General features: G+C 33.9%; 15 protein-coding genes and 2 rRNA genes. 3 read left to right on the forward strand and 14 right to left on the reverse strand.

All coding sequences use genetic code 11. The annotated features are described in order from the left end of the window. Positions 1–366 precede the first annotated feature (366 nt). Positions 367–1,371 (forward strand): tryptophan--tRNA ligase, encoded by a 1,005-nt coding sequence (gene trpS, locus T513_RS0108315; protein WP_031589739.1) that lies wholly within the window; start codon positions 367–369, stop codon positions 1,369–1,371. 53 nt (positions 1,372–1,424) lie between these two features. Here the strand turns inward: trpS and T513_RS0108320 are convergent, their stop codons facing one another. Continuing rightward, the gene (locus T513_RS0108320) at positions 1,425–1,835 is read right to left on the reverse strand and encodes a thioredoxin domain-containing protein (RefSeq protein WP_031589741.1); all 411 of its coding nucleotides are present in this window, start codon (positions 1,833–1,835) and stop codon (positions 1,425–1,427) included. A gap of 126 nt (positions 1,836–1,961) precedes the next feature. Here T513_RS0108320 and T513_RS0108325 point away from each other — a divergent pair, with 126 nt between their 5' ends. Beyond that, positions 1,962–2,336: a RidA family protein gene (locus T513_RS0108325; RefSeq protein ID WP_031589742.1), complete on the forward strand. Its 375-nt coding sequence runs from the start codon at positions 1,962–1,964 to the stop codon at positions 2,334–2,336. A gap of 34 nt (positions 2,337–2,370) precedes the next feature. On the opposite strand, the gene T513_RS0108330 is transcribed toward T513_RS0108325, so the two are convergent. The 6 genes from T513_RS0108330 to T513_RS0108355 form a co-directional block, all read right to left on the reverse strand. Beyond that, positions 2,371–2,919, reverse strand: coding sequence for a hypothetical protein (locus T513_RS0108330; RefSeq protein WP_031589743.1), 549 nt, complete (start codon positions 2,917–2,919; stop codon positions 2,371–2,373). A 97-nt stretch (positions 2,920–3,016) separates the two neighbouring features. Further along, entirely contained in the window at positions 3,017–3,295 is a 279-nt protein-coding gene (locus tag T513_RS0108335; protein ID WP_029071055.1) for a hypothetical protein, read from the reverse strand. Beyond that, positions 3,285–4,373 carry an alanine racemase gene (gene alr, locus T513_RS0108340; RefSeq protein ID WP_029071054.1) on the reverse strand — a complete coding sequence of 363 codons (1,089 nt, stop codon included), beginning with the start codon at positions 4,371–4,373 and terminating at the stop codon, positions 3,285–3,287. Before alr ends, T513_RS0108335 begins: the two co-directional genes overlap by 11 nt. Positions 4,374–4,441: 68 nt before the next feature. Next, positions 4,442–5,068: an HAD family hydrolase gene (locus T513_RS0108345; RefSeq protein WP_029071053.1), complete on the reverse strand. Its 627-nt coding sequence runs from the start codon at positions 5,066–5,068 to the stop codon at positions 4,442–4,444. Further along, positions 5,068–5,772, reverse strand: coding sequence for a purine-nucleoside phosphorylase (deoD, locus tag T513_RS0108350; RefSeq protein ID WP_029071052.1), 705 nt, complete (start codon positions 5,770–5,772; stop codon positions 5,068–5,070). Before deoD ends, T513_RS0108345 begins: the two co-directional genes overlap by 1 nt. A gap of 24 nt (positions 5,773–5,796) precedes the next feature. Further along, positions 5,797–6,225, reverse strand: coding sequence for a hypothetical protein (locus T513_RS0108355; RefSeq protein WP_029071051.1), 429 nt, complete (start codon positions 6,223–6,225; stop codon positions 5,797–5,799). Positions 6,226–6,321: 96 nt separating this feature from the next. On the opposite strand from T513_RS0108355, the gene T513_RS0108360 reads away from it, so the two are divergent. Beyond that, positions 6,322–6,717 carry a hypothetical protein gene (locus T513_RS0108360; protein WP_029071050.1) on the forward strand — a complete coding sequence of 132 codons (396 nt, stop codon included), beginning with the start codon at positions 6,322–6,324 and terminating at the stop codon, positions 6,715–6,717. A gap of 24 nt (positions 6,718–6,741) precedes the next feature. On the opposite strand, the gene T513_RS0108365 is transcribed toward T513_RS0108360, so the two are convergent. The 7 genes from T513_RS0108365 to T513_RS0108395 all read right to left on the reverse strand — a co-directional run. After that, on the reverse strand, positions 6,742–8,082 hold the full coding sequence (locus T513_RS0108365) for a HAMP domain-containing sensor histidine kinase (protein ID WP_031589744.1): 1,341 nt from the start codon (positions 8,080–8,082) through the stop codon (positions 6,742–6,744). Further along, positions 8,082–8,738, reverse strand: coding sequence for a response regulator transcription factor (locus T513_RS0108370; protein WP_029071048.1), 657 nt, complete (start codon positions 8,736–8,738; stop codon positions 8,082–8,084). The genes T513_RS0108365 and T513_RS0108370 overlap by 1 nt, the downstream gene beginning before the upstream one ends. A gap of 76 nt (positions 8,739–8,814) precedes the next feature. Next, positions 8,815–10,161: a phosphoglucosamine mutase gene (gene glmM / locus T513_RS0108375; RefSeq protein ID WP_029071047.1), complete on the reverse strand. Its 1,347-nt coding sequence runs from the start codon at positions 10,159–10,161 to the stop codon at positions 8,815–8,817. A gap of 11 nt (positions 10,162–10,172) precedes the next feature. Next, a complete protein-coding gene (locus T513_RS0108380) occupies positions 10,173–11,285 on the reverse strand; it encodes a CdaR family protein (RefSeq protein WP_031589745.1) in 1,113 nt (370 codons plus the stop codon). Continuing rightward, the gene (gene cdaA / locus T513_RS0108385) at positions 11,278–12,081 is read right to left on the reverse strand and encodes a diadenylate cyclase CdaA (RefSeq protein WP_031589746.1); all 804 of its coding nucleotides are present in this window, start codon (positions 12,079–12,081) and stop codon (positions 11,278–11,280) included. Before cdaA ends, T513_RS0108380 begins: the two co-directional genes overlap by 8 nt. Positions 12,082–12,203: 122 nt before the next feature. Next, positions 12,204–12,312, reverse strand: a 5S ribosomal RNA gene (gene rrf / locus T513_RS0108390). A gap of 48 nt (positions 12,313–12,360) precedes the next feature. Next, a 23S ribosomal RNA gene (locus tag T513_RS0108395) occupies positions 12,361–12,466 on the reverse strand; the annotation flags it as partial.

A 12,466-nucleotide genomic window follows, 5' to 3' on the forward strand; every position in this document is an offset into this window, starting at 1 on the left:
CTCTTCGAGATGATGAATAACATCAATGTTGTTCAGACGATGGGAAACAGTGTCAGGAATCTTGCCAAGGAGATTCAAAGCCTGAAAATACTGAGAGAACTTAAAATTTTGTTTAGAAAAAGATTCAATAGAATTAATTAAATGTGTTATACTTTCCATGATGAAACATCCTTTCGTGATATTTTGGTTGGCGCTAAAAGTATAACACAGGTTGTTTCATCTTTTTTAGTTAAATACGAAAAAAGATGATTACTAAGATATACTCAGTAATCATTTTACTGTTTATATAGATAAAATTGAGGGTAGTGTATTAGTGCTATGTGGTATAGATTTTTGACACTACCTGTTTTTTTTGGAGGTAATATTATGAAAAGAATGCTAAGTGGCATCAAGCCTACCGGTCGTGTAACACTTGGAAACTATATTGGCGCTATCAAGCCATTTGTCAGCTATCAGAATGAATATGAAATGATTATTTTTATTGCCAATCTTCATTCTATGACAATCTATCAGAAACCAAAAGATTTAAGACAGAACACAAAGGATCTTATTGCCCTTTATTTAGCAGCAGGACTTGATCCAGAAAAAGTAACATTATTCCTACAGAGTGATGTATTAGAACACGCTCAGCTAGGATGGTATTTAGGATGTATGGTCAACATGGGAGAACTTTCTCGTATGACTCAGTATAAGATGCAGGTAGAAAAAGCAGCAGCAAGAAAAGATGCATCCATCGGTGCAGGAATCTTCAACTATCCATCATTAATGAACGCTGATATCCTTATGTATGATCCAGATTATGTTCCAGTTGGTGAAGATCAGAAGCAGCATGTCGAACTAGCTAGAAATATTGCAGAAAGATTCAACAGTCGCTATAGCGATACATTTAAATTACCAGAACCACTTACACCAAAAGTTGGCGGACGTATCATGAGTCTTCAGGATCCAACAAGCAAGATGAGTAAATCTGATCCTACTGGAAAAGGATGTATCTATATTCTAGATCCAATTAATGTATCTAAGAAAAAAATAATGTCAGCCGTAACTGACAGTGATTCCACTATTAAATATGATAAAGAAAATAAACCAGGTATTTCTAACCTTCTAGAAATCTATTCAATCTTAGGAAAGAAATCCATCCCTGAAATTGAAGCTATGTATGAAGGTAAAGGCTATGGTGAATTCAAGAAAGATCTTGCAGAAATCGTAGGCGAAGAACTACAGAAAATTCAGGATCGTTATCAGGAAATCGTCTCTGGCAACTACATTGATGAAATCCTTGAAAAAGGTGCTGAAAATGCCAGACGTATGGCTAGAAAGAAACTAGCTAAAGTAGAAAGAAAAATGGGTATTACAATTAAGAAGAGATAATTCTCTTCTTTTTTTGTGCAAACAAAAAAGCGAGTTTGTGACTCGCTAGAAAACTAAGCATTTTCTTTAATAAAATCTAATAGATAATAATACTGCAAAGCTCCAGATTTATGTGCTTTTACTTTTCCATCCTTGATGATTAATGTGCATGGTGTTGCAGCATCAATCTTGAATGTCTTGCTTAAATAAGAACTGCTCTTATCTAAATAAGAGATAGTATATTTTCTGTTTTTAGTTGCGAATTCAGTCAATACGCTCTGATAAGATGATACTGTAGAATCGCTTGATGGACCTACGACAAGGATCATATCATCTTTATTTTTAATTGTCTTTTCTACAACTGATGCATTGACTGTCTTATAAGTAGCATAAGTTGCCTGACGATAAATAAACAAACCTAAAAATACTACAAGAACTAATCCAAACACACTGATTTCTTTTGCAAATTTCTTAATAAATTCCATTGAAGCTTACCTCCGACTCAAATATTTTAACAAAAATAACAATTCCTTTCAATATGATATCATTTGTTCTATTTTCATACATTATCAAGTATGATATGATATTCACTAGTAAAGGAGACGAAGATTATGAATAAAACAGTTAAGACAAATAACGCACCACAAGCCATTGGGCCTTATTCACAAGGAATTGATACAGGAGAATTTATCTTCTTTTCAGGACAGATTGGCCTAGATCCATCAACTGGCACTATGACAGAAGGCATCGAAGCACAGACACACCAGGTACTTCGTAATATTAAAGGTCTTCTAGAAAGTCAGAATCTTAATTTCACCAATGTTGTTAAAACAACTTGTTTCCTTGATAACATCGATGATTTTAAAACAGTTAATGATATCTACGCTTCATACTTTGTAGAACCATATCCTGCAAGAAGTGCAGTTGGCGTTGCTAAACTTCCTGCTGGTGCATTAATTGAAATTGAAGTTATTGCTAAAAAATAACATCGTAAAGCTCTTCCATTAAGGAAGAGCTTTTTTACTGTGATTGACTCGGAATAGTTGGCGGTGTACCGCTACCCTGCAATTGTACCTGCTTACTGTCTAATAAATATGTGTTAGCACACATCACCGTTCCATATGTCAACGCTCCTGTTAATAACACTGTTGAGATTACTACAATAACAACCTTATAAGATTTATTTAAAGCCTCTTTGATTGATTTCTTTCCAGCTTTTGTCGCAATAAGAACTAATGAAGAAGCACTAAATACAAATATACATTCTCCAATTATCAATGCTTGCATTGAACCTAATCCACTACTTTGTGTACCAGGAATCATCATATTCTTATTGGATGAATCAGTCTGATTTTGTGCTATATTACTTGAAGAATTAGACTGATTCTGTGTTGTATTATCTGAAGAATTAGACTGACTATTGCCAGGCATTGATGGTGGTGTACCACCACTCATTGTCTGTGTTGTATTGGAGCTAGATAGCTTAGCATATGTTAACGTTGCAGCTACGCCACCTAAAGATAAAATCATCATAATTATTAAAGAAAGCGTTAATTTTTTGTATTTCATATTTTATTCACCTCTTAATGTGAGTATAAAATACAACTCACGTATAATAATGTATAAAATATGGTAAAAAATGGAAAAGGAGAATCTTTCGATTCTCCTATAATTTCTTATGACAGCGAGGGCATCTTTTTTCTACCCCAACAATCATTCCTCTTTTACGAATAAATATTTCTGTATTGCCACAAGATGGACATGCGCACTTTTTAATAATTGAATATGTATATATTGCAATAAGAATATAGATAACTATTCCTGATACAATACCTGCAAGTCCCCATTTCATGACAACGGATAAGACAATAAATACAACTAACAAAATAGATGAAAGTATTTCTAGCTTCTTGATTAATGAAATATAAGCTTCTCTATTCTTCATATTCTCTTTCCACTCTCAATGATAATAAGCATGTAATTTCATAAGGAATAGTATCTAACTCTTTAGCCATTTTAGCTAATGAGATATGTTCACCGAAGATTTCTACTTCATCATGTACATGAACATTTTCATCAACTTTAACCATGCACTGATCCATGCACACTCTACCAACTACTGGATAGTATGAACCATTGATAAATACTTTTCTGCCCTGGTTTGCACGGATAAAGCCATCTGCATAACCAATTGGCAATGTAGCAATAAGTTCATCCTCTTGAGCAGTATATGTCATTCCATAACCGATTTTTTCACCCTTAGGAACTTTCTTGATCATTGCAACTTTAGTATAAAGAGACATAGCTTGCTTTAATTCATCATTATCTACACCTCTTGGATCTACACCATAAAGAGCAATACCAATTCTTCCTAAGTTTCCATATTCAGAATGATGGAACATCATTGCGGCAGAGTTATCACAATGTACATATTTAAATTTATAATCTCCCACAATGCTCTTGAACAATGAAAGCTGTTTTTCATAAGACTCATTCTGAGTGTCATTATCAGGTTCATCTGCAGTTGCAAAATGAGTGAAAATTCCTTCTACATTCACCTTATCAGGATCAATTAAAGAGAAAGCTTTCTCTAATTCCTCTTTAGTCTTAAAGCCAATTCTATTCATACCTGAATCAATAGCGATATGAACTTTGACTGGGGCATCAAAATGATGCATAGCATTAATTTCTTTTAAGAATTCAAATGAGAACAATGGTAAAGTAATATTTTTCTCAATGGCAATAGATAAATCTTCAAGTGGGATTGCTCCTAATACAAGAATATCCTGCTTAATACCTAAATCTCTTAAATCTACTGCTTCTTTTAATGTAGCTACGGCAAATAAAGCAATTTTATTATTATCCTTTAATGCTGAAGCAACTTCTTTATAACCATGGCCATAAGCATTTGCTTTAATGATCGCAATTAATGGTTTCTTTACTTTATCATAGATTGTATCTACATTCTCTTTAATGTTCTTCAAATTAATTTTTGCATACGTATCACGCATTCTCACATTCATTGAGTACACCTCTTTTTCATAACAAATAGTATACAATAATTTATAACAATAGAAAAGAGCAATTTTGTCTATTGCTCTTTAGGAATAAAAGGCGATAATGCGCCGTCTTTTTTAGATACGCGATATCTGTTTTTCACCATTGATAACATGGGAATATCATGATCAGAATCTGAATATCCATATGAATGATCATAATCAATCTCAAAATCATGTTCTTTTAGATACTCATTAATGCGATCGCATTTATTCGCATCTTTACAGTTTTTTCCAATTATCTTTGATGAATATTCTCCATCAATTATTTTTGTTTTTGTGCCCATTAAAACATCAATTGGCAGCTTATTAAAATGCATATAAGCTTCAGATGAAGCAGTAACCAAGAAGACATGACAGCCTTCTTCTTTTCTTTTTTTCATCTCTTCTACCATATGTGGATAATAGCTTGGAACAACTTTTTCTTCATAGAATACCTTTAGTTCCTCTTGAGTAAACAAGTCTAAAGGAAAAAGAATCGTAGTTTTTACTTTCTCCATAGGAACTAGTTTTAAAAGATGTCCTAAGCCAAAGAATGCGGTCTTAATATAACGCCATGAAGATAATGGATGTTTCTTGAAAGTATAGATCAATAATTTATGAATAGTATCGCCATGAGCTATCGTATCATCAAAATCAAAGAATGCACATTTGATTTTCATTAGGCAATCTCCAATGCTACTTCCATCATGGCAGTAAATGTCTTTTCTCTTTCTTCAGCAGTTGTTTCTGGTTCATCTGATACTAATGAATCTGAAATTGTCAACAATGTTAAAGCTTTCTTTCCTAGATATGCTGCTGTAGAGAATAATGCATATGATTCCATTTCTACAGCTAATACACCCATTTTGCACCAGCTCATTGCTGCTTCTCCATCTGCGTGATAGAAAAGATCAGATGCGATCACATTACCTACATGATATTTAATGTTCTTTTCTTTAGCTTCCTTTACAGCAGCTTCCAATAGATCATATGAAGAAATGGCACTAAATGTTCCTGGTAATTCATACTGATGTGCCCAAGCTGAATCTGTACATGCTCCCTGTGCGATAATGACGTCTCTAATATGTACATCTTTCTGAAGAGAACCTGCACTTCCAATACGAATAATGTTTTCTACACCATAATTTGTATATAATTCGTATGAATAGATACCAATTGAAGGCATACCCATACCTGAACCCATGATAGAGACTTCTTTTCCCTTATATGTTCCAGTGTAACCTAGCATCCCTCTTACACCATTGACCTGTCTTACATCTTCAAGATAATTTTCTGCTAAGAACTTAGCACGCAGTGGATCTCCTGGCATTAATACAGTTTTGGCGAAATCGCCTTTTTTTGCTTCATTATGTGGTGTTGGCATATTATATTCCTCCTACCTCTTCAATTATTTCTGATAAAGAAAACGATGTCCTTCTAGTCTCTTGCTTAACTTTTCTTTATTCAATGATGCCTCAATATCCTTGGCAATCCATTCCTCATCTCCTGCATTATAACCAAGATAAGCAAAATGATTCTTTACATAAAGAAAAGGACTTTGTCCATAGAATGCTTCATCCCATTCCTGAAGGTGCTTTAATGCTTCATCATAATGTGGTTTTGTAGACTCTTCATCCATATCATACATCTTGATAATCACTTTTTTACCATAACGTTCTTTAAAATAAGGAAGTGCCTTCTTCTTAAATACCTGACATTGTGCACATTCACTAATGGAATAGAATTCAATTGTCACTGTTTTTTTTAATGTTATTTTCTTGCTGGCACTGCATCCTACCATCAATAGAGCAAGAAAGACAATGAGTTTCTTTTTCATAAAATCACCATCTCTATTATAGATGAATATCACATATTTGTATACTTGCTTTTCGTTAATTCATCACCCATAATAAGTACGTGAAAGGAGCATATCATGAAAGAAAAATTCTATAAGGCGCTCTATTTCTTTGGGCCTATTTTATACATTATTATTCAAAGTCTATTTATTATCTTATTAACTAACTTAAGCGATAGTTCTACACAATATGTCATTAGACAGCTTCTCATAATGCTGTCATACGTTCTATCAGGAGTGTTTATCTGTTTTATATCCAGTCATGCCTCTTTATACAATACGCCGCTTACAGCTCTATTTTCAGGCATTCTAGGTATCATTCTATTTATTGTTGCATTTAATCTTAATGTAACATCCATCTCATTCTTCCCAGATTCCCTTGATAACTACTTTGGCAACTATGCACACACATTTGTAATCTGGTCAGGTCTCTATTTTTACCAGTTTATTTTATTCTATATCAAAGGCGAATAAAAAGTCCGATCTAATCGGACTTTTTTATTTAGTAAAAATGAAAGACACACCATTTTCTTCATTGAATGCTTTAACATTATAATTGTACATCTGACATGTCTTCTTAACAATGGATAATCCTAAGCCAAATTGTCCCTTTACCCCTGTGACATAAGGATCAAAGAGATCTTGAATCTGATGGGAATCAATATGTTCCCCATCATTGAAGATAGTCATATTGCCATCCTTGACAGTAATCTTAATGACCGACTTAGCATAACGTGAAGCATTATCCACAATATTTTCAATAACGACACGCCAATGATCAGGATTACCTACAAATGTACTTTCATCTAAATCAAGTACAATATCAAGATCATTTAGTGACTGCATCGGAACAATATCTTTTACTATAAGATCTTTCATTACAAAACTATCTAGCTTCTTATCTTCACTGCTAAGATAATCCAAGCGATTAAGGTATAGCAGCATCTTTACTTTATGCTCCAATCTATTCGCATTCTCTAAAATAATATCCATGGAACTTTCTTTATCTCCATATGGATAGATATCATCTTTTACACTTTGACCATATGATTTAATCAAGGCAATCGGTGTCTTTAAATCATGGGAGATATTATGAATCATCTCTTCTTTAGCCTTCTCTTGTCTCTTGATATCCGCATTCATATGTACAATGGCATCACCAACAATACCAATCTCATCTTTTCTATTTAAATGAAGCTCTCCCTCTTCACCACTAGGAATCTTATTGACGTACTCTTTAATCTTATTTAATGGCTTAATAAATGTTAATACCCACAAAATAAGTACAACCGCCATAATCAATAGAAACGCATAGAGAATGTAGATAACACGTTTCATCAATATTCCTAATAGTTTATCAGAATAATCATTAGATAAAAAACTGATCTGATAATAATCCGTGTTAGACTCCGTAAGATGAGCAATACGATAGTAATATGTTGTGCCATCAATGACACCACTACCAGTTCTTGTCTTATGCGCTTTATCTTTTACAATTCCTTCAAGATCATTGCCTATTACATGATAATATAAAGAATTGGCAAAAGAATAATCAATATCAAAAGAATCAGAAACCCATTCATTCTTTTCAGCATCATAATAAAGATGAGAAATCAAACGATTCTTTCTCTTCTCTTTTCTTATTTCCCCGGGAATATGCTCATTTTGAGTATTCTCAAGCATATCGTACATCTGATTCTCAATAATGTGATTTGCATTATATTGAATAAGTGGCATCACTATTGTCAAAAAGGAAATAAGCACTAAACCAAAAACAATGAGAAGCTGACTTAACAAGGAAAAACGTGAAAGAATATTAAAATTTATTTTCTTTTTCATTAATCAAGCCTATAGCCAAATCCATAGATTGTCTTAATATTAATATTTGGCATCTTCTTTCTTAATCTTCTTAATGTATCATCAACGACACGATCACTACCAAAATAGTTTTCATCCCATACTTTTGTTAAAACTTGTTCTCTAGAGATGGCCAATCCCTTATTTTTAACAAAGTAAAGAAGTAATTCATACTCTTTTGTCGTTAATTCAATCTCTTTTCCATCAGCAGTAACCTTACGTTTTGTCTCATCAATCAAGTAACTATCAACTTCTGTAAGTTCCTGTTTATTCTTATAGACACGCTTTAAAATATTGCCTATACGCAACACAAGCTCTTTGGTATTGAATGGTTTAGTGATATATTCATCACTTCCTTTTTCAAGTCCAATAATACGATCAAACTCCTGATCTCTTGCACTCATGAAAACAACTGGCATATCTGGTTTTAATGACTTGATTTCACTTAACAAGTCAAAACCACTGTTTTTATCAAGCATGATATCCACAATCCAAAGGTGAACATCATCTTGAATATGATCATGTGCTTCATCATATGTGTAAAAAGAATGGACTTCATACCCTTCTTTTTCAAGATACGTTCTCACAAGATCATTTAAATTCTTTTCATCATCAATTATATTTATACAATATTTCATACGCAGTCACCTCGTATTCTTATTATAAAAAATATTGCCATAATGTTATAGCAATATTTTGTGAAATTATGTAATTTTAGTCTACCGCATATCCTTTTTCTTTGATCTTATTAACAACCTTAAGAACATGTTCATGACATAATTCATCAGTTGGTGCTTCAACCATTACACGGATTACTGGTTCAGTACCTGAAGGACGAACTAATGCTCTACCATCACCTTCAAGTGCTTTAGCGACATCTTCAACAGCCTGAGCTACATCTGGATCATCCAATACAACTTTCTTATCTTTAACACGTACATTGATAAGTAGCTGTGGATAGATCTTAACTGGTTCAGTCAACTGAGCTAATGTCTTTTTATTTTCAATCATTGTTTCTACAATCTTTAATGAAGTAAGAATACCATCACCTGTTGTAGCATGTTTAGAGAAGATAATATGTCCACTCTGTTCTCCACCGATGACATTGTTTTCTTCTACCATATTTTCATAGACATACTTATCTCCAACCTGAGTTTTAGCATATCCAATTCCAATTTCATCAAGTGCTTTATAAAGACCGATATTACTCATGATAGTAGTAACAATCTTATTGTTATTTAATTCGCCTCTCTGTTTTAATTCTTTACCACATACATAAAGGATTAAATCACCATCTACAAGACGACCAAATTCATCAACAGCTAAACATCTATCAGCATCACCATCATAAGCAAAACCTACATCTAAAGCATTAGCAGTTACAAATGACTGTAAAGCTTCAATATGTGTAGATCCACAATTTGTATTGATGTTAGTACCATCTGGTTCATTATTGATAACATAAGTCTTAGCACCTAATGCATCAAATACAGCTTTAGCAATACTTGAAGCAGATCCATTAGCACAATCAAGACCTACTTTTAAATCCTTGAAGGCACGTGTTGGAATACTCATCAAGTAACCAATATATCTATTTCTACCCATAGAGTAATCAACAGTACGTCCGATATTTTCTTTTACTGCAAATGGAATTTCATCCATTAAGCCATCAATATATTTTTCAATCGCATTTTCTACTTCTGCATTAAGTTTCTGACCTTTTGAATCAATAACTTTTAATCCATTGTCATAGAATGGGTTATGTGATGCAGAAATCATAATACCACAATCAAAACCATCAGTTCTTACAATATAAGAAACAGAAGGAGTTGTTGTGACATGTAAAAGATAAGCATCAGCACCAGAAGCAGTTAACCCTGAAACTAAAGCATATTCAAACATGTAGCTTGAACGTCTTGTATCCTTCCCAATTACAATCTTTGCCTTATGATTTCTACCATAATACCAGCCTAAATATCTTCCGACTTTATAGGCATGTTCAACAGTTAAATCAACATTGGCTTCTCCACGAAACCCATCAGTTCCAAAATACTTTCCCATTTTTAATCTCCTTATTCTTTTTCAATAGTCATGGATATCGTAATACTATCCACTGACATCTTAGAAATTGTATCATTCATTTCAAGCTTAATGCCCGAAATGGTAGTTGATCCAGCTAATTTTGATATATCTACCTTACAAGCAACAGAGGAGATATCATCAATATCACTTCTTGATCCATAAATAGTCACTGTAGAAGGTGAAAGAACATAACTAGTTAGCTTATATCCTTTCTTCAGATTTCCAGTAAACTGCGGCTTAACAGCCACAACCTTAGAATATGTATCAACTGAACATTCCGCCTTGATCTTAGTTGGTGAAATTGTACAATTGACCTTCTTTCCATTAGAATCTACAGCCTTCACAACAGATTCAGCTGTAAATGCTTTTGTCCTATTAGCGACATCTATTTCTGCAACGATATGATCAATCTTATTGAGTGTTGCTTTACTGGCATAAACATTAACACGTTCCTTAGAAAGTGAATTGACACTTACTGCATAACGTTCATCTAATTTATCTTCATTAATAAACTTCGGTTCTACCTTAAATGACTTAAATACCTTAGGTGCAATAGAGATAGAAGCTGTTTCTGGCATAATCATAACAGTAAGATTCTTAGAGAAGTTTCTATAAGAATATGTAACTGTGTGATTGCCTTGCTTATATTCAGATAAATTAACGTATACCTGATAATCCTTTTTTACTTGTTCAGTATAGATATCCAATGAAGGTCCAATTAAACCGACATTAACGGATGAAGGTAAACCGGATACTTCATATCCATCAGCGAGACCTTCAACTCTTACGGGAACATTCTTGATTGTCTTTCCTGATGTTGTAGATGTTAATACATCACCACCAGAAAATGTAAAGAACAGTACCAGTGTGAGAATCAATGAAATGAATCTTAATGAATGCTTGCTGTTAAGCATACGATCAAGCATCTTATTGATTGTGTTAAATACTTCAAAGAAAATGTTGATAGTCTTGGTTTTTCTTTCTTCAAGCTCAACCTTTTTTTCATTCTGACTTTTTCTTTCTTCCTGTTCTTTTTTTACAATCTTCAAGAAGAAATCTGTATTGGAGTCAGCACGTACTCTTTTATCTTTCTTATCATTCATCGAAATCACCTTCGTCCTCATGATACCAATTAAGTTCAGCTACAAGCTGAGCTCTCACTTCTCGTGGGTTGATTAATCTTAAATCACCGTGAGCCACGAATGAAATATTTCCTGTTTCTTCAGAAACAATGATTGTCAATGAATCGGTAATTTCACTAATACCGATGGCTGCTCTATGTCTTGCACCATACTGTGCAGGAACATCCTTGTTTGTAGGAGGATAAAAGCAAGCTGATGCTACAATACGATCATTTTTTATTATAGTAGCGCCATCATGAAGTGGTGTTCCTTCATAAAAAATAGTCTGTAGAACTTCATTCTTTATTTCCGAATCGTATTTGATTCCTGTATTGATAAAATCCTGTAAGGATTGTCTTCGTTCAAAAGTAATAAGAGCACCTGTATGCGTTTTTGATAAATACGTAATACAGTTAACTAATTCATTGATGATCTTCTCACGATCATCAGTCGATAATGAATTTGTGAATTCATTATTGGTCTGTCCCATTTTTTCAAGTAGGGTTCTGATTTCTGGCTGGAAAATAATTATGATAGCCAGTACTCCCCATGTTAAGACCGTATTGACTATACCGTCTAAAGTAGTAAAACCAAAAAAGCTAGTCATCATTTTAACCAATGCGATAACGATAAGCCCTTTAAAGAGCTGCATTGTACGGTTATTGTTTTTAAATGTGGATAAGGCAAAGTATATTAATACCCAAACTGCAGTTACATCAATAAGAACACGAATGGCTTTAATTATATTGCTGAATGTGAATAAGGACAATCCTGACATTTGTTTCACCTCGCTCATTAATAGTCATTATATCAGTTTTACAACTATAATGAAAGAGCTCACCCTAAAGTATAAAGGGTCAATTTTTGCAAAAAAAAAGGAGTCCCCTTGGGGACCGGACAGACTGGCAGCGTGCTGTTTTTGCCGTTTCCGACTATCGTCGCCGCTGCGATGCTTAACTTCCGTGTTCGGCATGGGTACGGGTGTGTCCATCGCGCCATCGCCGCCAGATTGTCCGCCGAGCCTTCAAAGCCGCACATGAATCTCTCTCATACTTCTTCGGTCAAGTCCTCGACCTATTAGTGCCGGTCCGCTGAACATGTCGCCATGCTTGCACTCCCGGTCTATCAACCTCGTCGTCTTCGAGGGGTCTTACTTGCTTGCG

Origin of the sequence: Kandleria vitulina DSM 20405 (assembly GCF_000702065.1) — a bacterium.
In the GTDB taxonomy this organism is placed as follows: domain Bacteria; phylum Bacillota_I; class Bacilli_A; order Erysipelotrichales; family Coprobacillaceae; genus Kandleria; species Kandleria vitulina.

Coding starts and splice junctions, on each gene's coding strand:
- trpS (WP_031589739.1), top strand. CDS start 367: ATGAAAAGAATGCTAAGTGGCATCAAGCCTACCGGTCGTGTAACACTT.
- T513_RS0108320 (WP_031589741.1), bottom strand. CDS start 1,835: ATGGAATTTATTAAGAAATTTGCAAAAGAAATCAGTGTGTTTGGATTA.
- T513_RS0108325 (WP_031589742.1), top strand. CDS start 1,962: ATGAATAAAACAGTTAAGACAAATAACGCACCACAAGCCATTGGGCCT.
- T513_RS0108330 (WP_031589743.1), bottom strand. CDS start 2,919: ATGAAATACAAAAAATTAACGCTTTCTTTAATAATTATGATGATTTTA.
- T513_RS0108335 (WP_029071055.1), bottom strand. CDS start 3,295: ATGAAGAATAGAGAAGCTTATATTTCATTAATCAAGAAGCTAGAAATA.
- alr (WP_029071054.1), bottom strand. CDS start 4,373: ATGAATGTGAGAATGCGTGATACGTATGCAAAAATTAATTTGAAGAAC.
- T513_RS0108345 (WP_029071053.1), bottom strand. CDS start 5,068: ATGAAAATCAAATGTGCATTCTTTGATTTTGATGATACGATAGCTCAT.
- deoD (WP_029071052.1), bottom strand. CDS start 5,772: ATGCCAACACCACATAATGAAGCAAAAAAAGGCGATTTCGCCAAAACT.
- T513_RS0108355 (WP_029071051.1), bottom strand. CDS start 6,225: ATGAAAAAGAAACTCATTGTCTTTCTTGCTCTATTGATGGTAGGATGC.
- T513_RS0108360 (WP_029071050.1), top strand. CDS start 6,322: ATGAAAGAAAAATTCTATAAGGCGCTCTATTTCTTTGGGCCTATTTTA.
- T513_RS0108365 (WP_031589744.1), bottom strand. CDS start 8,082: ATGAAAAAGAAAATAAATTTTAATATTCTTTCACGTTTTTCCTTGTTA.
- T513_RS0108370 (WP_029071048.1), bottom strand. CDS start 8,738: ATGAAATATTGTATAAATATAATTGATGATGAAAAGAATTTAAATGAT.
- glmM (WP_029071047.1), bottom strand. CDS start 10,161: ATGGGAAAGTATTTTGGAACTGATGGGTTTCGTGGAGAAGCCAATGTT.
- T513_RS0108380 (WP_031589745.1), bottom strand. CDS start 11,285: ATGAATGATAAGAAAGATAAAAGAGTACGTGCTGACTCCAATACAGAT.
- cdaA (WP_031589746.1), bottom strand. CDS start 12,081: ATGTCAGGATTGTCCTTATTCACATTCAGCAATATAATTAAAGCCATT.